The organism is Amycolatopsis dongchuanensis (genome assembly GCF_039542405.1).
GTDB lineage: Bacteria > Actinomycetota > Actinomycetes > Mycobacteriales > Pseudonocardiaceae > Amycolatopsis_E > Amycolatopsis_E sacchari.
This window is the reverse complement of the sequence record NZ_BAABIB010000078.1, coordinates 140,157-162,408: the sequence shown is the minus strand read 5'-3', so window position 1 is coordinate 162,408 and position 22,252 is coordinate 140,157. Positions and strand designations below refer to the sequence as shown.

19 protein-coding genes and 1 pseudogene are annotated in these 22,252 nt (G+C 71.5%); 4 read left to right on the top strand and 16 right to left on the bottom strand.

Going from position 1 to position 22,252, the window contains the following annotated elements; all coding sequences use genetic code 11:
- Positions 1 to 5 precede the first annotated feature (5 nt).
- From ABFX51_RS21165 to ABFX51_RS21135, 7 genes are read right to left on the bottom strand one after another with little or no spacing between them, the layout of a single operon-like run.
- On the bottom strand, positions 6 to 1,049 hold the full coding sequence (locus ABFX51_RS21165; protein ID WP_346054691.1) for a zinc-dependent alcohol dehydrogenase: 1,044 nt from the start codon (positions 1,047 to 1,049) through the stop codon (positions 6 to 8).
- On the bottom strand, positions 1,046 to 1,882 hold the full coding sequence (locus ABFX51_RS21160) for an amidohydrolase family protein (RefSeq protein ID WP_177228770.1): 837 nt from the start codon (positions 1,880 to 1,882) through the stop codon (positions 1,046 to 1,048). Before ABFX51_RS21160 ends, ABFX51_RS21165 begins: the two co-directional genes overlap by 4 nt.
- Positions 1,879 to 2,823 carry an aldo/keto reductase gene (locus tag ABFX51_RS21155; protein WP_091509464.1) on the bottom strand — a complete coding sequence of 315 codons (945 nt, stop codon included), beginning with the start codon at positions 2,821 to 2,823 and terminating at the stop codon, positions 1,879 to 1,881. The genes ABFX51_RS21160 and ABFX51_RS21155 overlap by 4 nt, the downstream gene beginning before the upstream one ends.
- A complete protein-coding gene (locus tag ABFX51_RS21150) occupies positions 2,820 to 4,736 on the bottom strand; it encodes a DUF8034 domain-containing protein (protein ID WP_346054690.1) in 1,917 nt (638 codons plus the stop codon). The genes ABFX51_RS21155 and ABFX51_RS21150 overlap by 4 nt, the downstream gene beginning before the upstream one ends.
- Positions 4,737 to 4,775: 39 nt before the next feature.
- On the bottom strand, positions 4,776 to 5,723 hold the full coding sequence (locus tag ABFX51_RS21145) for a carbohydrate ABC transporter permease (protein WP_346054689.1): 948 nt from the start codon (positions 5,721 to 5,723) through the stop codon (positions 4,776 to 4,778).
- A complete protein-coding gene (locus ABFX51_RS21140) occupies positions 5,713 to 6,624 on the bottom strand; it encodes a carbohydrate ABC transporter permease (RefSeq protein WP_346054688.1) in 912 nt (303 codons plus the stop codon). Before ABFX51_RS21140 ends, ABFX51_RS21145 begins: the two co-directional genes overlap by 11 nt.
- Positions 6,621 to 7,988: an ABC transporter substrate-binding protein gene (locus ABFX51_RS21135; protein WP_346054687.1), complete on the bottom strand. Its 1,368-nt coding sequence runs from the start codon at positions 7,986 to 7,988 to the stop codon at positions 6,621 to 6,623. Before ABFX51_RS21135 ends, ABFX51_RS21140 begins: the two co-directional genes overlap by 4 nt.
- Before the next feature lie 196 nt (positions 7,989 to 8,184).
- On the opposite strand from ABFX51_RS21135, the gene ABFX51_RS21130 reads away from it, so the two are divergent.
- Positions 8,185 to 8,976 carry a FadR/GntR family transcriptional regulator gene (locus ABFX51_RS21130; protein ID WP_346054685.1) on the top strand — a complete coding sequence of 264 codons (792 nt, stop codon included), beginning with the start codon at positions 8,185 to 8,187 and terminating at the stop codon, positions 8,974 to 8,976.
- A 304-nt stretch (positions 8,977 to 9,280) separates the two neighbouring features.
- Positions 9,281 to 10,606, top strand: a complete 1,326-nt coding sequence (locus tag ABFX51_RS21125; protein ID WP_346054684.1) for a cytochrome P450 — start codon at positions 9,281 to 9,283, stop codon at positions 10,604 to 10,606.
- A 40-nt stretch (positions 10,607 to 10,646) separates the two neighbouring features.
- Here the strand turns inward: ABFX51_RS21125 and ABFX51_RS39650 are convergent.
- Positions 10,647 to 10,919 (bottom strand): annotated as a pseudogene (locus tag ABFX51_RS39650) (LysR family transcriptional regulator substrate-binding protein); the annotation flags it as partial.
- A 273-nt stretch (positions 10,920 to 11,192) separates the two neighbouring features.
- Here ABFX51_RS39650 and ABFX51_RS21120 point away from each other — a divergent pair.
- Positions 11,193 to 11,492 (top strand): imine reductase family protein, encoded by a 300-nt coding sequence (locus ABFX51_RS21120; protein WP_177228772.1) that lies wholly within the window; start codon positions 11,193 to 11,195, stop codon positions 11,490 to 11,492.
- A gap of 63 nt (positions 11,493 to 11,555) precedes the next feature.
- Here ABFX51_RS21120 and ABFX51_RS21115 read toward each other — a convergent pair whose 3' ends face one another.
- From ABFX51_RS21115 to ABFX51_RS21080, 8 genes are all read right to left on the bottom strand, one after another.
- Positions 11,556 to 12,425 carry an alpha/beta hydrolase gene (locus ABFX51_RS21115; RefSeq protein ID WP_346054683.1) on the bottom strand — a complete coding sequence of 290 codons (870 nt, stop codon included), beginning with the start codon at positions 12,423 to 12,425 and terminating at the stop codon, positions 11,556 to 11,558.
- On the bottom strand, positions 12,422 to 12,760 hold the full coding sequence (locus ABFX51_RS21110) for a DUF4387 domain-containing protein (protein WP_346054682.1): 339 nt from the start codon (positions 12,758 to 12,760) through the stop codon (positions 12,422 to 12,424). The genes ABFX51_RS21115 and ABFX51_RS21110 overlap by 4 nt, the downstream gene beginning before the upstream one ends.
- The gene (locus tag ABFX51_RS21105) at positions 12,753 to 14,132 is read right to left on the bottom strand and encodes an acyclic terpene utilization AtuA family protein (RefSeq protein WP_346054681.1); all 1,380 of its coding nucleotides are present in this window, start codon (positions 14,130 to 14,132) and stop codon (positions 12,753 to 12,755) included. Before ABFX51_RS21105 ends, ABFX51_RS21110 begins: the two co-directional genes overlap by 8 nt.
- Positions 14,133 to 14,137: 5 nt before the next feature.
- Complete coding sequence (locus tag ABFX51_RS21100) at positions 14,138 to 15,106, bottom strand: phosphoglycerate dehydrogenase (protein WP_346054680.1); 969 nt, start codon at positions 15,104 to 15,106, stop codon at positions 14,138 to 14,140.
- Positions 15,107 to 15,119: 13 nt separating this feature from the next.
- Positions 15,120 to 16,391: an MFS transporter gene (locus ABFX51_RS21095; RefSeq protein ID WP_346054679.1), complete on the bottom strand. Its 1,272-nt coding sequence runs from the start codon at positions 16,389 to 16,391 to the stop codon at positions 15,120 to 15,122.
- A gap of 75 nt (positions 16,392 to 16,466) precedes the next feature.
- Entirely contained in the window at positions 16,467 to 18,533 is a 2,067-nt protein-coding gene (locus ABFX51_RS21090) for a hydantoinase/oxoprolinase family protein (protein ID WP_346054678.1), read from the bottom strand.
- Complete coding sequence (locus tag ABFX51_RS21085) at positions 18,530 to 20,140, bottom strand: hydantoinase B/oxoprolinase family protein (RefSeq protein ID WP_346054677.1); 1,611 nt, start codon at positions 20,138 to 20,140, stop codon at positions 18,530 to 18,532. The genes ABFX51_RS21090 and ABFX51_RS21085 overlap by 4 nt, the downstream gene beginning before the upstream one ends.
- On the bottom strand, positions 20,137 to 21,219 hold the full coding sequence (locus ABFX51_RS21080) for a tartrate dehydrogenase (protein ID WP_428832490.1): 1,083 nt from the start codon (positions 21,217 to 21,219) through the stop codon (positions 20,137 to 20,139). Before ABFX51_RS21080 ends, ABFX51_RS21085 begins: the two co-directional genes overlap by 4 nt.
- Before the next feature lie 125 nt (positions 21,220 to 21,344).
- Between ABFX51_RS21080 and ABFX51_RS21075 the strand changes: the two genes are divergently transcribed.
- Entirely contained in the window at positions 21,345 to 22,247 is a 903-nt protein-coding gene (locus tag ABFX51_RS21075) for a LysR family transcriptional regulator (RefSeq protein WP_245783138.1), read from the top strand.
- Positions 22,248 to 22,252: the final 5 nt, after the last annotated feature.

Genomic DNA, 22,252 nt, shown 5'->3' with positions numbered 1-22,252 from the left:
CCCGGTCACCGTGCCTCCCCCGCCCCACCGGACTGGCAGTCGATCAGGACCTTGACCACGTTCGCACCACTTTCCAACGCCACGAAGGCTTCCGTGGCCCGGCCGAACGGTTCCACCCGCGAGATCAGGGTCGCGGCCGGGATCACGCCCTCGGTGAGGAGGTCGACCGCCGCGGTGAAGTCCTCGCGGTCGTACAGGCGCGCGCCGAGCAACGTCAGCTCACGCCAGAAGAACCGGTGCAGGTCCACCTCGCGGGGCGCAGGGTGGATCGCCACCTGGACCAGCCTGCCCCGCGTCGCCAGCGCGGCGACCGCGGTCGACACCCCGGCCGCCGCACCGGAGACCTCGAAGGCCACCGCCGCCCCGGCGCCGTCCGTCCACTCGTCCACCGTCGCGGTGAAGCCGTCGTCGCGGGGATCGAGCGCGGTCAGGCCCAGCCCCTCCCCGATCGACCTGCGGTAGCGGTCCGGCTCGGCCAGCAGGACCTCCGCTCCGGACCGCCGTGCGACGACCGCGATGAGCAGCCCGATCGGCCCTCCGCCCACGACGAGCGCCCGTTCGCCGGGCCGCAGTTCCGCCCGCCGCACGTCGTGCACCGCGACGGCGGTGGGTTCGACCAGCGCGGCGTGGTCGAGCGGGAGGTCCGCGGGCAGCCGCACCAGGGTGTCCGCCGGCACCGTCCAGCTGGTCTGCATCGAGCCGGGCGCGTCGATGCCCAGGAACACCAGCCGGTGGCAGATCGACGTGTGCCCGGCCCGGCACGCCGGGCACTCGCCGCACCACCGCAGGGGCATCACCGTGACCGGATCACCGACCTGCCAGCCTTCGACCCCGCTGCCGATTTCCGCGATCCGCCCGGACATCTCGTGCCCGAGCACGCCCGGCGGGCGGACCCTGCCGTCCATGTCGCCGTGGAAGATGTGCAGATCGGTGCCGCAGATCCCGGTGTAGGCCACCGCGATCCGCACCTGCCCCGGCGGCGGTGGCACGGCGTCGGCTGTTTCGACGACGAGTGTCCGGGCGCCGGAGTAGGCGACGTGGGAACTCATTGCGGGTCCTTTCGTGCGTGGTACGTCCGCGCCGCGTTGCCGTGCAGGACGGCGTCGGCCGGAAACCCGGCGAGCGCCTCGCGGACGAGGTCGAGCCAGGCGTCGTGGTCGGTGGCCAGGGTCAGCACGGGCCAGTCGCTGCCGTACAGGCACCGCTCCGGCCCGAACACGTCCAGCGCCTCGCGCAGCGTGTCGCGCAGGACGGCGCGGGTCGTGCCCGGTCTCGTCTCCGTCGCCAGGCCCGACAGCTTGCAGAGCACGTTGCCGTGCCGCGCGAGCCGGTACAGGTCCTCGCGCCAGCGGCCGTACTCCGGGCCGCCGGGAGACGGTTTTCCGAGGTGGTCCAGGACGAGGGTCGTCTCCGGGCAGGCGGCGGCCAGGTCGGTCAGCTCCGGCAACTGGTGCGCGCGGACGCACGCGTCGAACGGCAATCCCGCCTGTCCCAGCAGGCTCACGCCGGTCCGGAACTCGCGTCCGCCGAGGAAGCCGGGGCCCTCGTCCTGCACGTTGCGCCGCACGCCGAGCACGAACGGATCGTCGGCGTACTCCGCGAGAAACCGTTGTGTGGCAACGGGATCTCCGAGTTCGGCGTGGGCGACGACGCCGCGGATCCACGGGTGCCGCTCCGCTTCCCGCCGGAGCCACCCGATCTCGGCGTCGGCGTCGCCCCGGCTCCTTCCCGCTTCGACGAAGACGACGTCGGCTCCACGCCCCGGAAAGTCTTCCGGCAGAAAAGGCCGGTTGAGCTGCGGCACTTCGTCCAGCCACGGGTAACGCAACCGCCGTGGATCCCAGAAGTGCACGTGGGTGTCGATGAGGTCCGGACCACTCACGGCTCTCCCCCGGGGTTCTGGTTTTCCGGGCGCCCGTTGGGCCACGAAACGTCCCGCACGGGCTCCAGGCACGCCTCGACCTCCCGCAGCAGTTCCTCGTCACGCGGCTCGGAAAGCCAACGGACGTTCCGCCGCACTTCCTCCGGGTCGGCGGCGCCGACGAGCGTGGTGGGGAAATCCCCGGTGCTCACCGCGAACTGCAGCGCGACACGGGCCAGCTCCTCGCCGCGCGCCCCGCACAACGCACCCGCCTCCGCGCAACACTTCAGGATTTCCGCCGGCGCCGGATGCCAGGACGGCGCTCCGCGATTGGTCAGCGCGCCCATCGCCAGCGGTGACGCGTTGATCACGGCCGTGCCCCGGCGCGCGAACCGGTCCCGCCACGCGGCCAGCCGCCGGTTCTGCAGGGTGTAGTGGCAGTAGGAGATGATCGTGTCGACCGGGGCGCGTTCGACGACATACGCGAGCGCGGGCAGGGGGTACCCCGTCACGCCGACCGCGCCGATCACGCCGTCCTCCTGCAGCGCGCGCAGGGCCGGGATCGTTTCGCGCACCACCTGGTCGAGGTCGCCGAACTCGACGTCGTGGCACTGGACCAGGTCGAGGTGGTCGGTGCCCAGCCGGTCGAGGCTCTCCCGCACGCTGCGGGTCACCCGCTCCGCGCTGAAGTCGAACTCCGTGTCGCTGTACCGGCCGACCTTGGTCGCCAGCACGTAGGCCGAGCGGTCGACGCCGCGCAAAGCCTTGCCCAGTACCGTTTCCGCAACCGTCTCGCCGTAGTACGGGGATACGTCGAAGAACGTGATGCCGAGTTCGAGCGCGGTGTGGACGGCCTCGATGCCCCGTCGTTCACCGCCCCGCGGCAACCGTCCCAGCGGAGAGGCGCCGAAACCGAGCTCCGAGACCTCCAGCCCGGTCCCGCCGAGTGGACGGCGCTTCACGCGGCACCTCCGGACCGGTCGAACGGCGTCGCGTAGGAGGGGGTGCGCGCCCGCAGCGCGAGCCGCAACGTCAACCGGACGCGGGTGGACGGCGGCAGGTCCACGCGCAGCCAGGGGCCGCCGACGTGGACCGGCGCGGAGGTCACGACCGGCTCGCTGTGACCGTAGTCGTAGAGATCGCCGACCCACGACGGGTCCTCGCACACGGTGTGCTCCACGGTCTCGATGTGGTGCTCGGCGAACGCCCCCGCCTGCACGATCACCGGGCGCGCGGCCTCCGGGTCGAGGTTGACCAGGTCGACCACGGTCGCCTCGGGCTCGATCCCGGACACCAGCGCCGCGACCGAGGGAGGCAGGCCGGGACGGCGCGCGGTCGCGTCGTAGTAGCGCACGCGGGCCTGTTGCAGTCCCCCGTTGTACACGACCTGCGGGGCGCCCCAGGTGAGCTGGACCAGTGCCTCGGTGACCACCGGGTTCGACTGCTGCCACAGGTGGATGTCCGCCTCGGGGACGTCGCGGCCGCGGTACCGCTCCATCCGCGCCAGCCGGTGCCGCACCTGCGCCTGCGCGGCCGCCAGGATCCGCTCGGGGTAACCCGGGTTGTCGCCCGCGAGGTAGGCGAACCACGGCTCCTCGTGCCCCGCCTCCTCCTTGCTGCGGAAGGGCCGCACCGTGCGCCAGTCGTGCCCGCTCGCGGCGCGGAGGCGTTCGATGCGCTCCCGGTCCTCCGGGGACGCGGTGTGGTGCCACAACGCCGCGGGCACGCCCATCAGCATCGGGTTGTAGTCGAACCAGCCCCGGTCGTCGTACCGGAAGGGGACGTGCAGCGTCGGCGTGTGCACGTCTTCGCGCAGCTGCACCGTCCACTTCGACTGGAGGCTGGAATCCGCCTCGGTGAACGCCATGACCTTGCCGTGGCCGATGATCTCGTCCAGCGCCGGGCGCACCAGGTCGGTGAACGAGTCGTCGCCCGTGACCAGTGCCGCCGCCAGCGCGGCCACCACGGCCGCGTGCCCCACGCTGTACCAGCCGTGCGGCCAGGACCAGCCGTAGTGCCCGCCGTACCAGCGGCCGTCGAGCAGCCCGCCCACGGTGCCGTCCGGGGCGACGTTGTCGGGGACGATGCCATTGTTGGCGCGGGCGCGCTCCCGCCACGCTCCCACGTACTCGGCGAGCCAGTCGCGGTAACGCCCGTCGCCGGTCAGCAGGAACGCGTTGAGCACGAGCCCGGACGTGGCCAGGTTGACGGCGGTGTCGCCCACCCCCATCCGGCGCCGCATCTCCTCGCCCAGCCGCGGATCCGGGCCCGGCGGGTGCTCCCTGCTCGTCAGCCACTCCAGCGGATAGCCGTACATCCTCGCTTCCTGCGGCAGCCACGGATAGGCGTCCCCGTCGAAAAGCCCTTCACGCGAAGGGTCGCTGCCGTTGTGGGGACGCCGGATGATGCGGTGCGCGGGGTCGTAGTTGCCGCGGGCGGGATCGACGTAGAGTTCGGCGAACCGCACGGCCCGCTCCCGCCACCGCTCCGGCGCCGCCATGCACAGGAAGTACAGCAGCAGCAGGCTTTCGCCCTGGTGGAACCAGTCGTAGCCGCGTTCGTACTCCTCGTGCAGCATGCCCAGCCCGGTCAGCTGCCGGGTGACGCCCTCCCAGTGCCGCTCCGACTCGGCGAGCAGGTCGTCGGCGCCGCCGAGCAGGTAGAGCTGCGGCCAGTTGAAGAACGTCTCGTAGAAGTCGTCCACGCCGTCCCGCGTGCTCAGCCGGCCGCCGTACCGCAGGCGCCCGTCGGGCTCGGTGAAGTCTCGCCCGAACCGGCGCCAGGCGTGGTCGAGCAGGTCGAACAGCTCGCGCTGCGCGATCGCCCAGCCCGGCGGTTCGAGCAGCGGGACCGAGGCCGTGAGGGCGGGAAGCATCAGGGGAGTTCTCCGTTCCGGGACGGTGGCGCGGCGAGGTCACTCCTTGGTCGCGCCGGCGAGCATGCCGGCGACCAGGAAGCGCTGGGAGAAGAGGAAGACGAGGAGGACAGGGGTGATCGCCACGAGCGTGGCGAGCGCGAGCTCCGGCCGTTGCACGGCGGCGGTGCCGACGGTGGGGTTGAACTGCGGCACCGCGTTCAGCAGGGTGCCGAGCCCCACCTGCACGGGGAACTGGTCGCTCTCGGGCAGCAGGACGTAGGGCAGAAAGTAGTTGGTCCAGTTGGCCACGAAGCTGAAGAAGCCGACCAGTGCCACGACCGGGGCGGCCAGCGGCAGCGCGATGTGCCGGAACACGCCCAACTGCGAGCAGCCGTCGAGCTTCGCCGCGGCGATGAGGTCCCGCGGCAGCGAGGTGGTGAAGTAGATGTAGGTCAGGTACACGCCGAACGGGTAGAACGCGTAGGGCAGGATGACCGACCACATCGAGCCGATCAGGTGCACCGCGTTCACCTCCAGGAACAGCGGCACCACCAGCGTCGCGTTGGGCATCAGCATCACCACGAGCGTCGCGACGAGCAGCGTACGCCGGCCGCGGAACTCGATCATCGCCAGTGCGTAGCCCGCGGGGACCGCCACGCACAACGTGATCACGAGCGCGACGGACGAGTACACCGCGGAGTTGCCCAGCCACGAGAAGATCGCGTTGTCCTGGAACGAGGTGAGCGCGTGCCAGTTGTCGGCGAGCGCCCGCCACGAACCGAACGACAGCGGGCTGCCGTGCACGAGCTGGTCGTCGGTCTTCGTCGCGGCCAGCAGCAGCCACACCACCGGCAGCACGAAGAGGACGAGGAACAACACGAGCACCAGTGCCGACAGCGGGTTCGGCAGTCCCCTCGCGCCGTGCCTCCGCGGGCGCGCGGGCACCGGGCGCCCGCCGCTCATCGCCTCCGCCGCCCGGGTCGGCACCCTGGTGTCAGTCGGCATCGAAGAACCCCGATCGTGCGACGAACACACCGGCGACGGCGAGCCCGATCACCAGCAGCTCCACCGAGATGGCCGCCGCCGTGTTCACGTTGTTGTTCTGGAAGGCGAAGTCGTACGAGAGCTGGTTGAGCGAGTAGTCGTGCCCGGCGACGCCCACACTCGCCTGCGACAGCAGCTGCGGTTCGACGAACAGCTGGGTGCCGCCGGCGAAGGCGAGGATGACCATGTAGACGATCCACTTGCGCAGCAAGGGGATCTGGATGCGCCACGCGGTCTGCCAGACCCCCGCGCCGTCGATCCGCGCCGCCTCCAGCAGGTCCGGCGAGATGTTGTTCAGCGCGCCGTACATCACCACGATCCAGCCGCCCGCGCCGGTCCAGAACGCGATCAGCGTGAACAGGACCGGCAGGTTCCCCGGCGCCACGACCTGGCCGAACGCGTCGAAACCCAGTGCCCGCAACAGGAAGCTCACCGGGCTCACCGACGGGTCCAGCATGAACAGCCACACCAGCACGCTCGCGGAACCCGCCAGCGCACCCGGGATGTAGTACAGGAAGCGCAAGGTCCGGCTGGCCGCGCCCGAGCGCAGGCGGTGCAGCAGCAACGCCAGCCCGACCACGAACACCACCAGCGAAGCCAGCCAGAACACCAGGTAGAGCGCGACGTGCCCGACCGCGGAAAGGTACCGGAAGTCGCTCGCCGCCTCGGCGAAGTTCGCGAAGCCGGCGAAGTTGTCGCCCGCGTCGGTGAACGCGAAGTACACCGCGTAGAGCGTGGGCACGACCCCGAACGCGATCAGCAGGACGACGTACGCGGCGACGAAGAGGTGCCCGGCCCTGCCCGGCCATCGCGTCCGCCGCCGGGACGTCCTGACCGGGCGGGCCACCGCGGCCGTGCTCACTGGCCGACCTCGTACCCGTTGGACCGCGCGTAGTTGACGATCGCGTTCTGCCAGTCGGGTAGCAGGGACACGATCGACCTGCCCGAGGTCATCCCCGGCGTGACGGTCGCGGCCCAGATCGCCTCCTGGCTGAACTGCCCGTACCCCCAGCCCGGCCACACCTGCTTCGCCGCCGTCTGGAGCGGTTCCGCGATGTCACCCACGTAGTACCCGGCGGAGTTCTGCTTCGCGAGCCAGGTCTTCGCCGCCGGGGCGTAGGCCGGGTAGCCCGGCGCGAGCTGGCCCTGGTAGGCGTCCGAAGTGGTCACCCAGGTGAGGAAGTCGGTGGCGTCCTTGAGGTTCGCGCTGTGCGCGGACAGCAGCCACGTACCGCCGCCGACGTTGCCCACCGACGGTTCCGGGTCGCCTGCCCACTGGGGCAACGGGGCCACCGCGATCTGCCCCGGCGGCGTCTTGAACGACTCCTGGAACACCGAGCCGCCGAACCACGACGGTCCCGGCATCATGAGGACCTTGTCGGCGGCGTTCTTGTCGAAGTCGGAGCTGAACACGCTGCTGGTGGCCATCGTGTGGTCGGCGATCAGCGTGTCCAGCAGCGACGCCATCCTCGTGCAGTTCGCGCTCGTGGTGTTCACCTTGACCGCCTTCGGGCCGGTGATCTCGTTGGCGCCGCACTTGGCGGACCACAGGTAGATCTCCGGGGCGAAGCTGTCACCCGCCGTGCCGACGAGGTAGCCGGGGTGCTCGGTGGCCACCCGCTGCCCCAGCGCCTGGTACTCCTCCCAGGTCTTCGGCACCTGGTAGCCCCACTCCCGCATGAGCGGGGCGTTGTACCAGAGCACGGTCTGGGCGAGGTCGTTGCGCAGGCAGTACAGCGTACCGTCCACAGTGCACGGATCGTTCGAGCCGGGAGCCCAGTTCGCCAGCGTCGCCTCCGGCACGAGCCCCTTGTTCAGCGGCGCGGTGAACCCCGCCTGCACCGCCCACGAGACCTCGTTGTTCTGCGAGCTGAACACCACGTCCGGCCACCCGCTCCGGGTGCGGTTGAACAGGCTGACCTTGGTCTGCAGGTAGTTCGAGCCGTTGGCGTCGCCGTCGTAGGTGACGATGTCCATCTGCACCGACGGGTGTTCCTTCTGGTACAGCTGGGCGGCCGGCAACCGGGTCGAGTCCACCCAGACCGTGATCGTCCCGCCCTTCTGGTCCACCGGCCGGAACTCGCCCTGTGCGCCGGTCCCGCTCCCGCCGTTCCCGCAGGCCGTGACCGCGGCGAGCACGGCCGCGGCCGCGAGGACCACCCCCGCGTACCACCCGCGCCGCCGGGGCGTTCTCCTGCCGCGGGTCGCGTCGGCATCAGGTGTCATCAGCTACTCCACTTCGTCGTGGCACCGGAAGGTCTGACTGATCGGACAAGGTTTCCCAGGATGTATGCGACACATTCGTGATGTCGCGCTGGCGTGTCCATGAAAACCGGTGCGCATCGGCACGTCAAGAGAGGAGCGTGAGAAAAATAAGTCATACACATTGTGCCGTCGGTATCGGGGATGTATGTTTCTCGGGATGTCCGACGACGAAGGAGGCGAGTGGGTGGACGGCGTGCCCGCTCCGGCCGGTCCCGGCCCTGACGAGAACCGGCAGGCGGCCCCCTACCGGCCCGGCTACGAACTCGTGGCCGAGCAGATCCTCCTGCTCATCGCGGAGCTCGACCTGCGCGCCGGTGACCGCATGCCGACCGAGAACGAGCTGGCCACCCGCCTGGGCGCGTCGCGGACCGTGGTGCGGGAGGCGATCAAGATCCTGTCCGCGCTCGGCCGCGTCCGCGCGCAGAAGGGGCGAGGTCTCTACGTCGCCGACGACGAGGGGATGCTCGGCTCGGCGCGGTGGTCGGGCTTCTTCCTGCCGACCGACCTGGACCACATCTACATGCTGTTCGAGTTCCGGCGGGTGCAGGAGATGACCGCCAGCCGCCTCGCGGCGACGCGGGCCACCCCCGTCGAACTGCGGGCGATCGAGGCGGCCGCGGAGACCTGCCGCCAGGGACACCTCACCGGCGAGGCGGCCCTGTTCGACCGCGGGGACGAGGAGTTCCACCTCGGGATCGCGGCCGCGTCCCACAACCAGTTCCTGCTCGCCGCGGTACGGGAAGCGCGGCGGCTGCAGCACCAGTCCAGCACCATCGGGCTCCACGGCACGGTCGGCGGCCACGCCGCCGAGGCGGTCGAGGAGCACGCCGCGATCTACCAGGCGATCCGGGACGGTGACCCGGAAGCGGCCGCACAGGCCGCCGCGGTCCACCTCGACAACACCCTGGAGGACTACCGCCGCGAGATCCAGCGGCGGGTCTTCGGCTGACCGGCGTCGCGCGCCTGCCTTTTCATACACGATCACCGAGCCGTTCAGTCAGACCTGCCCGGCAATCGGGGGACGGGTACTTGTCCCGGGCCCACACGGCTTTCACGCTGCTGTTGTTGGAAAACGACCGATTGGAGGCAGGATGAGCAAAATCATCTCCCGTGCGACCAAACGGATCTTCGGTATGGGCCGGATGGCGGGCCGCTACGTCTGGTACCACTGACCGACCGGCGCGGGCCGGCGCGCCGTGCGGTGGGCCGGCCCGTGCCGCGGGCCGTATATCCACTTCGGACAGGAGGCGGCGTTGACCGAGCACCTACCACCGGGACCGCGGGGGCACTGGCTGCGGGGCAACCTCCCCCGCTACGAAGCCGACCGGCTCGGGTTCCTCCGGCGCTGCCAAGAGGAGTACGGCGATTTCTGTTCCTTCGACGGGAACACGGTGGTAGTCGGCGATCCGGTGGCGGTGCACGAGATCCTCGGCAAGACCAACGCGGAGTACCTCGCCGAGGGGACGCTGTTCGCCGGAGGGGACGACCTCGACGAGGCCGCGGAGCGCGCCGCGGTGTGGATGGCCGCGCGCCGCAAGGGATCGCGGGGTTTCAACCGCAGGGTCGCCACCGCGCACGCCGAACGCATGATCGGCATGCTCGACGAGCAGCTCGGCCGGGCCGGTGCGCGGACGGTCGACGTGCAGCCGCTGATGGCCCGCGTTTCCGGGTGCATGGTGGCGGACTACTGCTTCGGCGGCGAGGGCAGCGCACTGGTCGAGACCATCGAAGCCCAGGTGGCGGCGGCGATCCCCATCATGTCGGCGGCACGCGTGCTGCCCCGGTGGATGCCCGCGGCGAGGAACCGGCGTTTCGCCGCCGCCCGCCGCAGGACGATGGCCGCGATCGGCGGGATCGTCGACCGGCGCCGCGCCCTCCCCGCCCCCGAGCCGCCCCGCGATCTGCTCGACGTCCTGCTGGCCGCCCGCGATCCCGAACTCACCCAGCACCAGATCGAGGAAGTGCTCAGGGTGACGCTGCTGGCTTCCTACGGCGTGCCCGGCACGACGCTCGCCTGGATCGTGCGCGAGCTGTCCTTCCGCCCGGACATCCAGGCCCGCGTCCAGGACGAGGCGACCGCGTGGGACGGCCGGGACACCCCGCCGGAACTGGCGACACTCCCTTACACGGAAGCGCTGGTGAAGGAGATCCTCCGCGCGTACACGCCGACCTGGCTGATGGGGCGGACGGTGCGGGAGGAGGTGCGGGTCGGTCCGTGGACGCTGGCGCCGGGACGGCAGATCATGTTCTGCCCCTACCTCATCCACCGCGATCCCCGCTGGTGGGACGAGCCGGAGAAGATCGATCCCGGGCGCTGGCTCGGTGAAAAGGCGCCCCACGCACGCCACGCGTATTTCCCTTTCGGGGCCGGGCCTCGGACGTGCCTCGGTACCCACCTGGGCATGCTGCAGCTGACGCTCGTCACGTCGTGGCTGGCGCGGCGCTACTCCATCGCCGTCGAGACACCGGGCACCGTTCCCGCCAGTCCCGCGGCGCTGCTGTCGCCGGCGGGCCTGCGTGCCTCGTTCGCCGTGCGGGAGCACGAGGAGGCGGGGTTCGTCTCAGCGGGCGGCCGGTGAGTCCGTCGGGCCGGATTTCCGCCACGGCGCCGAGCAACGCGGTGACGAACGCCGTGGTCGCGGGCGGGTCCGGCGGCTCGCCGTGGGCGGCCAGGTAGACGTGCCGCCGGAACTCCCCCACCTCGCTGGCTTCGATCCCCGGCGTGCGGTGGGTGCGCAGGGCGAGCCCCGCCATCGTGGTCACGCCCATGCCGGCCGCGACGAGCGCCTGCTGCACGATGGGGTCGTCGCCGGTGCAGGCGATGGACGGGACGAAGCCCGCCTTCGCACAGGCGCCCAGGAACTCGCGGCGGCAGTTCTCGCAGCCCGCGATCCGCGCCGCGTCGCGGTTGCCTCATCGACTAACAGGCGATGTACGACGTCCTCCGCGACGCCCGTGATGCGCTGGCCGGACGTGTCGTCGTCAACCTGAGTTCGGACACCCCGGCGCGGACACGGGAGGCCGCCGCGTGGCTCGCCGAGTGCGGGGTGTTCTACAGTGGACCGAGGGAGGCTTTCGAGGTCCACGAGCGGTGCTGCGGCACCTCGGCAGGCCGGAGTACCTGGGCGCGACCACGCGCTGGCGCAGCTGTTCTACCGGGCGCAGTTGACGATTTTCCTCACCGCGCTTTGCGCGTACCTGCAGGCGTTCGCCCTGCTGGACGCCGGGGGCACCGACCCGGCGCGGCTCGCGCCGTTCGCAAGGAGGTCACGCTACCCCGGCTACCTCAGCACGGCGACGATGATGGGCGCGACGGCGGCGCACATCGTGGGGACGTCCCGTGACCTCGGGGTGGACGCGGCGCTGCCCGAGGCGGTGAAGTCCTTGTACGGCAGGGCGATCAGCGCGGGGCATGGCGTGGAGAACTGGACCAGCCCATGGGAGGCGGTCGCGAAGCGGCGGTGAGGATCGCGCGCTGGCCAGCGCCGGGTCTCGGCAGGCGGCGCGTCACGGCCGTCAGGCCCCCCGTTACGCGTTCGGCATCTCCGAGGCCGACACCAGGCTTTCCTGATCCACGCTGGGAGCAACACCCGCTTCCGCCAGCTGAGTGGTGAGAAACTCCACCACCGGCGCGCGTGTGCCCGGCGCGCTGTGCCCGACGCCGGGCACCACGACCATGCGGACCGGGGATCCGTGCTGCGCAAGGCTTTCACGCAGGCGGGAGAGCTCCTCCGGGCGGCTGCGGCCGGCCCGGCCCATCGCGGCCAGGTCGGCCCTGCCGTCGTCCTCGGCGCCGACGACCAGCAGGACCGGGATCCGCGCAACCGCGGCGGGATCGACGGGAATCCCGAACCGCCGCTCGGTGTCGGCGATGCCCTCTGGCCAGTCGAGGGCCTCGTCGAGGACGGTGACGCTGCCCGGCGCGCCCACGGCGACGGCGATGACCCGGTCCGGGTGGAGGTAGAGGAAGCGGTTCGCGAACTGGCCGCCCCCGGAGTGCCCGCACAGCAGCACGCGGTCGGTCCGCGCGTGCCACCGGTGCCGGACCTCCTCCAGGATGTCCAGCACCACCAGGTCGAACCGGACGCCGCCGGAGTCGATCGTCTTGTAGTTGTCCACGTCGTCGGGGCCGTTGAGGCCGACCGGGAACAGCGGGACCACGACGATGACGCCGTGCTCTTCCGCGAACGGGATGAACCCCTCACGCAGCTCCCCCACGCTGCGGCCCGTGCCGTGCACGGCCACCAGCACGGGCAGCTCGCTGTCCGGGGTCCAGCTCGTCGGCACGTAGACGCTGTAGCTGCACCGCGGATCCCGCGGCGCCACGAAGAACGGCGAACGCTTGGTCAGCAGCCGCCGGCCGGGGTGGGTGGCGGGCAGGTCGGCGACGCGGATCACGAGGCTTCTCCCCCGGCTCGGCCGGGCACGGACAGGCGCGCGAGGGGCACGTGGTGCTGGCCCGCGTGCATGTCGCGGTCCCGCAGCGAACCCTGGCTCACCGGGCGCGGGAAGGAGATCTTCACGACGTTGAGCGACGGGATCCGGAACAGCTGCACCGAATCCGCGTCGACGCGGTAGAGGTCCGCGACCACGCGTTCGTTCAAAAAGGACTCGTCCGCCGCGATCCGGTACCCCTCCTCGTCACGCAGGAACACCTCCATCGTGACCCAGAACGGCCCGGCATTTTTCGAACGGACCTCGTGGGCGAGGTCCGCGAGGGTGGTCTCAGGCACCGGTGGTCTCCATCTCGATCCGGAACAGTTCGGTGGGGTTGTCGCAGTCCACGACGTGGTTCAGCACGAACTCGTAGGCCGCGCCGCGCTCGACCTCGGCGGGTGACGACGCGAACGCCAGGCTCGGCAGATAGTCCATCCCGGGCGCGGGCAGGTGCAGCATCAGCGGGTTGGCGACCTTCGCGACGGCCGTCGCGGTCGCCTGGTCGGGCGCGTTCACGAGCAGCATCACGCCGACCTCGCGCGGCGGCCCGCTTTCGGGTTCCAGCTCGTCCAGCACCGCGTTGTACCCGTAGAGGCGGAGGTCGAAGGCGTACTCATCGTCGGCCAGCCCGAGCGTCTGGTTCACGCGCTGCCGGAGGATCGTGTGCATCAGCTCCGCCCACGCGTCGAGGTCGGCGAGGATGAGCGGGTCCCTGATCGCGGAGAACGACATCGTCTCGTAGCCGGTGATCCGCGCGCCTTCCAGCTTGATCGTGTACTGGTCGGCGACGTGGAACTTCGAGCCCTCGACCCGCACGATCCGGTCGTCGACCGCGGTGTAGCGCGCGTCGCGGACGTCCAGGGTGCCGTCGGGTTCCCGCATCTCGAACGGGTTCACCGTCTCGTACAGCATGTGCGCGGCCACCGTGGTCGGCGTGCAGGACACGTCCGGGTCCAGCGGCTCGATGGTGAACCCATCGGCGTCGATGGTCGCCAGCACCCCGCCCGCACGCGGGTTGGTGGTGCACTGCCCACCGCACTCGACGATCTTCGCGGCGTGCCACGTTGGCCCCGGCGGCATCCCCTTCATCAGCGGGTACGCGGCGGCCAGCGCGGTGTCGGTGGCGCGGCCCGCCAGCACGACCTGCGCACCCGCGCGGAGTGCCTCGACGATCGGCTCGTGCCCCATCGCGCCGACGATGTGGGTGCAGCTTTCCAGCGTCTCCGCCCGCAGCTCCCCCAACGGCGGCAACGGGTGCACGCGGCCCGCGTCCAGGTATTCCTTCAGCACGGCCGAGTTCTGCTCGCTGTAGATCCGCGCCACCTTGAGGTCCAGCCCCTCCTCCGCCATCACCTCGGCGACGATGCCCGCGACCCAGTCGACGCCGCTGTCGGTGCCGCTCGTGCCGCAGGACCCCACGATCACGGGGATGCCCGCGCCCGCGGCCGCCGTCAGCGCACTGCGCAGGTCGCGCTTCACCGCCTTGGCGGTCGTCTTCGGGGACGCCGACCCGAGGTAGTGGGGGCCGGAGTCCGTGGACCCGCCGTCGATGCTGATCACGTCGGCGCCCAGCGCGATCCCGCGCTCGACCGTCGCGTGGTCCCAGCCCGCGCCCAGCATGCCGCTCGGCGTCAGCACGCGGACGGACTCCACCGGTTCGTTGTCCATGGTCCTCATTTCTTTCCCTCGGCGATCAGGTCGGCGTTCACCGCGAACCGGGCGCGGCCCGCGAGTGCTGCCAGCAGTTCCTCCGCGCCCTGGAGTCCCGCCGCGGCACGGGCTTCGGCGGTCTGGCCCGCCAGGTGCGAGTAGACGACGATGCCGTCCACACCGCGGAGCGGGCTACCGGGCGGCAACGGCTCCTCGCGTGCGACGTCGAGCGCGGCGCCCGCGATCTCGCCCGACCGCACCGCGGCGACGAGCGCGTCCTCGTCGACGATGGCCCCGCGTGCGGTGTTGACGAGCAGTGCGGTGGGCTTCATCTGCTTGAAAGCGCTTTCGTCCAGCAGGCCCCTCGTCCGGTCCGTGAGGGACGTGTGGACGGAGACGTAGTCGGAAACGGCCAGCAGTTCCGGCAGGTCCACGAACCGCACCTCGGCACCGTCCCGCAGCTCCGGCGGTACGGACGTGGTACAGACCACCTGCATCCCGAAGGCCCGTGCCAGCGGTACCACGGCACGCGCCGCCGCGCCGTAGCCGACGAGGCCGAGCGTCGCGCCCCGCAGTTCGTGCCCGTCCTCGCGTGGCCAGGTCCCGTTCGCCACGCCCTGCGCGGACTGCACCAGCCGCCGCGCCCCCGCCAGCAGCAGGCCCATCGTGTACTCGGCGACGGCGTTGGCGTTGACCCCGGGCAGGTTGCTCACGCTGATGCCCAGCCTCGCCGCGGCGACGGTGTCGATCGAGTCGTACCCGACGCCGGTGCGCACGATGACGCGCAGCCGGGGCGCGCGGGCGAGCACGTCGGCCGTGAAGGGATCGTGGCCCACCAGTGCGGCGTCGATCCCGTCCAGCGCCGCCACGAGCTGTTCGGGGTCGCGGCCCGTCGGAGGCACGTGGACGGTCTCCAGCCCTGCCCGTCGCAGCAGCCGGTCGACCTCGTCGCCGGGGCGGAGGTAGTCGGTGGTGATGAGAACGCGGGGCACGTCTTCCTCTCTCTCAGAGCGCCCGGCCGGTGGAGGACCGGCGCTGCAACGCACTGACCCTGGCGACGCCGAGCACCGCCACGAGTGCGACGATCGCGACGTCCAGCAGCATCAGCGGCCAGCCGGTCACGTCGACCATCGCGCCGACCAGCGCGGGCCCGAGGAACCCGCCGCTCGCCCAGCCGACGGTGTAGAGCCCGGTGTAGGTCCCGACGACGCGGTCCGACGGGGCGAGGTTCCACAGCACGACGACGGCGTTGACCAGGAACGCGGACGCGGAGGCGGCCGCGAGGCACAGCGCGATCATGGCACCGGTGGGGGTCTGGATCACCGTGCCCAGGACCATGGCCGCCGCGAACGCCGCCATCCCGATCATCATCACGCGGAGCCGGCCGAAGCGTTCCGCGAGCATCGCGACGGGGTAGGCGGCGAGGATGAAGGCCACGCCACTGGGCAGCGTCAGCCCGCCCGCCTCCCCCGCGGACATGCCCAGCGCCTCCATGCCGTACGGCGTGATGAGCGACCGCGACGCGGCCCACGCGCCGCCGAAGAACAGGATGGACAGGATGAGCAGCAACCTGCTGCGGTCCTTGTCCTTGATGATCTCGGGCACGATGTCCCGCACGCGGACGCGCGCCCGCTGCTCGGCGTGCTGCTCGCGGTCCTCGGCCAGCGCCGCCTGGTAGGCCGGGGACCGGCTGTCCCGCACCTTCAGCGCGAGCACGAGCACGGACACCACCATCAGGATCGACGGGATGGCGAACGACAGCCCGGGGTGGTCGTCGATCAGGAGGATGCTGATCAGCGCCGCCACGATCGCCGTGACGCTGGAGGCGATCTTGACCGCCGCGTTGGCCCGGCTCCGCCGCTCGGGCGCGATGAAGTCCGGCAGCAGCGCCTCGGCGATCGGCTTGAACGAGTTCGCGATCAGCGCGTACGCGAACATCACCGCCACCAGCAGCGGCAGCGACGCCGCCACGTGCGGGATGACGAGGAACAGCAGCGCCGCCACCGGCATCCCCACGACGAGGTAGGGCATCCGGCGGCCCCACGACGTCCGGGTGTTGTCCGACCGGTTGCCCATCCACGGCTGCACGAAGATGCCGAGCAGGTTGTCCATGCCCATCAGCAGGCCGATGAGCGCGGCGCTGGTGAGGTGCTGCCGCAGCAGCGGCGGGACCTGGGACTCGTAGAGGTTCCAGGTCGACTCCTGGGCGAACACCGCGAGAGCCACGAAGAACGTGATCCGCCCCGTGCGGACGCGCTGAACGGTCGCTGTCGTCATTGGCGCAACCTTTCCTCCCGCCACCGCCGAGGGTGGCGCTTACGCTATAGCAAAAGACTCATAGATTGCAATTAGCTATGCCATGGCAGGTTCGAACTCGACCAGGAGCGTCAGGTCGTCGTCGACACGGATCCGGCACTCGGGCCCGAAGCAGCACGAGGACTCGCGCTCCTCGAAGACCGCGGGCCCGGTGATCTCCGTGCCCGGTCGCAGCCGGTACCGGTCCCAGACTGTGGCCCGCAGCCAGCCGTGCCCGGGGATCCACACCTCACGCGTGCCCCGCCGCGGATCGCCGTCGAGCGGTTCGCACGCCAGGGAGACGTCGTGCCCCGGCAGCTGGGCCGAAAGCCGCCAGTTGACGACCTCCGCGGGGCCGCCGAGCGAACGCCCGAACGTCGCGCGGTACGCCTGCTCGAAGGCGGCGTGCAGGTGGTCGAGGTCCAGGTCCCCGTCCGGTAGTGCGACCTCGATCTCGGACCCCTGCCCCAGGTAGCGCAGGTCGGCCGAGCGGCGGAACCGCACCTCCTCCGGCTTCTCGGGCCGCAGCACCGCGAGGGCCTGCGTGGTCATCTCCTCGTACGCGACCGCGACCCTCGCGTGGTCCACTTCGGACAGTGCCGAGGGCAGGCTGCGTGCCTGGTCCACCGTCGGCGCGGCGACGAGGAAGCCGTAGGCCGACATGACCCCGGCCCGCCTCGGCACGACGATCCGCCGGATCTTCAGCTGCTTCGCCAGGCCGTAGGCGTGCACGGGCCCGGCCCCGCCGAACGCCACGAGCGCGAAGGCGGCGGGGTCCCGGCCCTGCTCGGACAGGTGCATCCGGGCGGCGGCGGCCATGCTGGCGGTCGCGACCTCGACGATCCCCGACGCGGCACCGACCCGGTCGAGCCCGAGCGGCTCCGCCACGTCCCGGTCCACCGCCTTGTGCACCTCCGCCGTCCGCAGCCGCATCTCGCCGCCGAGGAACGCGGCGGGGTCGAGGTAGCCGAGGACGAGGTCCGCGTCCGTCACCGTGGGCCGTTCCCCGCCGCGGCCGTAGGCGACGGGCCCCGGCACGGAACCGGCGCTCCGCGGGCCGACCTTGAGCAGGCCCAGCGGATCGGGCGCGGCGATCGAACCGCCGCCCGAGCCGATCTCGATCATGTCCACGACCGTCAGCCGGACCGGCAGCCCCGAGCCCGGTTTGAACTTGTCGACGCGGCCCGCTTCGAAATCGTGCTTGCGACGGGGTTCCCCACCGTTGACGACCGCGATCTTCGCCGTCGTGCCGCCCATGTCGAACGAGAGGACGTCCGGCTCGCCGAGCCGCCTCGCGACCGCCGCGGCGGCGATCGCGCCCGCCGCCGGACCGGATTCGAGCAGGCGGACGGGGAACTCCTTCGCGTCCTCCACGGTCGTGATCCCGCCGCCGGACAACACGATGTGCAGCGGCGCGTCGATCCCCATCGCCAGCAGGTCGTCCCGCAGCGCGTCGAGGTACCGCGACATCAACGGCTGCACGTAGGCGTTGAGGCACGCGGTGCTCGCGCGCTCGTACTCGCCGAGCACGGGGGCGACCGCGCTGGACAGCGTGACCGGCAGCCCGGGGTGGGCCCGCGCCAGCAGCTCCCGCACGCGCCGTTCGTGGCGGCCGTCGCGGTAGGAGTGCAGGAACGCCACCGCCACCGCCTCGACGCCCCGCTCCAGCAGGTCCGCCACCTCCGCCAGCACCCCCGCCTCGTCCAGCGGCTCCAGCTCGGTGCCGTCGGAGCCGATGCGGCCGCCCACCCCGCGGCACAGGTGCCGGGGCACGAGCGGTTCGGCGGGACGGGCCAGGAGATCGGTGGTGTCGAACCTGATCTCCCTGGCCATCTCCAGGGTGTCGCGGAACCCGCTCGTGGTGAGCAGGCCCACGACCGCGCCGGTGCGTTCGAGCAGGGTGTTGGTCACCAGCGTCGTGCCGTGCACGACCGCGGCGACGGCCCCGGCGGGCGTCCCGGTTTCGGCCAGCAGCCGCGTGATCCCGGCGGTGATCGCCTCGTTGGGGGCATCCGGGGTGGTGGGCAGCTTGCCGGGCCAGGTGAGGCCGCGAGCCGGGTCGTGCAGCAGCAGGTCGGTGAATGTGCCGCCCACGTCCACTCCGATGCGGACGGTGCGTTTCATCGGACGTACCCACCGATCTCGTCGGCCAGCACGAGTTCCGGCTCGCGGTCCTCCGGTGCGCCGTAGCCCCCGCCGCCGGGGAAGGAGATCACGACGGAAGCACCGGGCGCGAGCTGCGAGATCGACTTCAGCGGCACGCGCTTGCCGTTGTCGAGCACCACCTGCGCGGTGGCGCCGGGTTCGCCGCCGGCGAGCCCGAGCGCGGGGTGCCGTTCGCGGTCGCCGAGCAGCACCAGCTGCACCGGGCGGCTCGTCGGGTTGTGCACCTCGATCTCCTGCCCGAGCCCGCCGCGGCGCCGCCCGCGGCCGCCGGAACCGGCCCGGAGTTCCTTGCGTGCGAACCGGAGCGGCGAAGCGACCTCCATCGCCTCGACGCTGCCGCTGCCGGAGTTGGTCGGGAAGGCCGTGGCCGACAGGCCGTCCTTCTCCTTCGACGCGCCCATACCGCCGTTGGCGAAGAGCATCTGGGCGAACGGGCGCCCGGCGTCGTCGACCCCGGCGAAGCGGACCCGCAACGCGGGCGCTCCCCCGCTGTCGGCGATGACCCGGTCGGGTAGTACCGGCGCGAGCGCCTGGTAGATCGCGCAGGAGAGCAGGTGCCCGGTCAGGTGGCGCGCGACGACGGGGGCGGGGAACCGCGGGTTGACGATGCTGCCTTCGGGGGCCGTCACGCTGATGGCCCGGTAGGAGCCCCAGTTCGTGCGCGTCGCCGGGTCCAGCAGGATCTTCAGCGGGTACATCGAGTACGCGCGGGTGTAGTTCAGCGTGGAGTTCGTGGAGAACGGCACCTGGCCCGAAGTTCCCGTGTAGTCGATCTCGATCCGGTCGCCGCGCACGGTGACGGCGCATTCGATGCGCGTCGGATGGCCTTCGACACCGTCGGCGTCCAGGCCCGCCCGGTACACCCCGTCCGGCAGCTCGCGGATCGCCGCGCGCATCGCCGCGTCGGTCATCGCGTGCACCTGCGCCGCGAACTCCGCGAAGTCCGGCTCGCCGAAGTCGTCGAGGAACTCCCGTGCCCGGCGACCGCACACGGCGTGCGCGGCGGCCTGCGCCTCCAGGTCGCCCCACAGGTCGTCGGCGAGGCGGACGTTGGCCAGCAGCAGGTCCTTGACCCCCTGTTCGAGCCGGCCCGCGCGGTAGAGCCGCAGGGGCGGGATCAGCAGGCCCTCGGACATCAGGTCCGTGGCCCCCATCGACGGGCTGCCGCCGATGTCGGGCGAATGCGCCGCGGTACCGGCGAAAGCGACGAGCGCACCGCGGTGGAAGACCGGGGTGATCATGGCGATGTCGGGCAGGTGGCCGGTGGCGATCCACGGGTCGTTGGTGATGACGCAGTCGCCGTCCTGCCACTCCTCGTGCGGGAACCGCTCCAGGATCACGGCGGTCAGCGAGCTCATGAGCGCGGCGAAACCCGGGATGCCCGCACGGGACTCGGCCATCGTGCGGCCCTGGCGGTCCATCAGGACGACGGTGTAGTCGTTCGACTCGCGGATGATGGTGGAGAACGCGGTGCGCAGCATGGTCGACGCCGCCTCGTCGGTCGCGGCGGCCAGCCGGTCCCACCGGACTTCGAGCCCCACCGGGTCGGGCACGGGGGTGGTCATGACGCCGCCCCGATCGCCGTGGCGATGGCCTTGCCGAGGCCCTCGGTCGTCCCGGCACCGCCGAGGTCCGGGGTGAGCACGCCCGGCTGCTCGTCGAGCACGCTCTCGATCGCGGCCACGATCCCCGCCGCCGCCGTGGTCTCCCCCAGGTGCTCCAGCATCATGGCGCCGCTCCAGATCTGCCCGACCGGGTTGGCGATGCCGCGCCCGGCGATGTCCGGTGCCGACCCGTGCACGGGCTCGAACAGGCTCGGCCACGTGCGGTCCGGGTTGATGTTGGCGCTCGGCGCGATCCCGATCGTCCCGGCGCACGCGGGGCCGAGGTCGGACAGGATGTCGCCGAACAGGTTGCTCGCGACGACCACGTCGTAGGAGTCCGGCCGCAGCACGAACTTGGCGGTGAGGATGTCGATGTGGTCCTTGTCCGCGGCCACCTGCGGGTACTGCCGCGCCATCGCTTCGGCGCGCTCGTCCCAGTACGGCATGGAGATGGAGATGCCGTTGCTCTTGGTCGCCCACGTCAGGTGCCTGCGCGGCCGGGCGGCGGCGAGTTCGAACGCGTACCGCAGCACCCGGTCCACGCCGGTCCGGGTCATCACGGTCTCCTGCAGCACGGTCTCGCGGTCGGTGCCGTCGAAGATCCGGCCGCCGACGCTGGAGTACTCGCCCTCGGTGTTCTCGCGGACGACGAGGAAGTCGATGTCGCCGGGCTCGCGGTCGCGCAGCGGGCTGCGCACCCCGCGCAGCAGCCGGACCGGCCGCAGGTTGACGTACTGGTCGAAGCCGCGCCGGAACCGCAGCAGGCTGCCCCACAGCGAAACGTGGTCGGGCACCACCTCGGGCCAGCCGACCGCGCCGAAGAAGATCGCGTCGAACCCGCCGAGCACGTCCCGCCAGTCCGGCGGCAGCATCTCCCCGTGGCGGACCCAGTACTCGGCGCTGGCGAAGCCGAACTCGGCCGTCTCCAGCTCGAACCCGTGGAGATCGGCGGCGGCCCGCAGGCACCGCAGCCCCTCCGGGACCACTTCACGACCGATGCCATCCCCCGGGATGACCGCGACACGATAACGGCGCGACACCACCATCTCCTTCGACGCCGGAGCTGTTCCGCGCTCCACTGTGGTCCGCGCCGGGTACCGCGGCAAGACGCTCGGCGGCAACCTATCCTTTCTCCCATGGAAACCCTCAGCGCCGGGGTGACGTCGTGACGAACTCCATGGACGACCTGCACTTCTTCCACGTGGTCGCGTCCAACGAGACGCTCACCGCCGCCGCCCGGGAGCTCGGCTGGTCGCTCCCCGCGGTGAGCAAACGACTGAAAGCCCTGGAACAGCGGCTGGACGTGCGCCTGGTGCACCGCGGCACGCGGCGTCTCGTGCTGACTTCGGAGGGTGAGCTCTACGCGTCGCACCTGGAGGCGATCCTCGACCGGCTCCGGGAGCTGGAGGACCTGATCACCCACGGCTCCGGCGAGCTGCGGGGGTCCATTGTGGTCCAGTCCACGCTCGGCCTCGGCCGCGCGCACATCGCCCCGCTGCTGGGCGAGTTCACCGCGCGGCACCCGCAGGTCGGCATCCAGCTGCGCACGTCGGCACTCCCCCTGCGCCCGCACCGGCACGAGTTCGACCTGGCCGTGCACGTGGGCCTCCCGCCGGACTCGACGCTGCGGATGCGGCGGCTGGCGAAGAACCGCCGCGTGCCGTGCGCCGCACCGTCCTATGTGGAGCAACGCGGGATGCCGGAGCGGATCGAGGACCTCGCGGAGCACGACTGCATCGTGCTCCGCGAGAACGAGGGCGACTTCGACCTGTGGCGCTTCGGCGACGCCCGCCACCCGCGTCAGGTGCGGGTGCGCGGGCGCCTGTCGAGCAACGACGGCGACGTGGTGACCGACTGGGCGCTCCAGGGCCGCGGGGTGATCATGCGGTCGGAGTGGCAGGTGCGGTCCCACCTCGACAGCGGCGCGCTGGTGCGGGTGCTGCCCGGCGTCCCGACTCCGCCGGCCGACATCTACGCGCTCCTGTCCGACGACGTGCACGTGCCTCGCCGCGTCAGCGAGCTGATCAAGTACCTCGCCGCCCACCTGCCCCGGCGGATCGGTCCCTGAGGGAG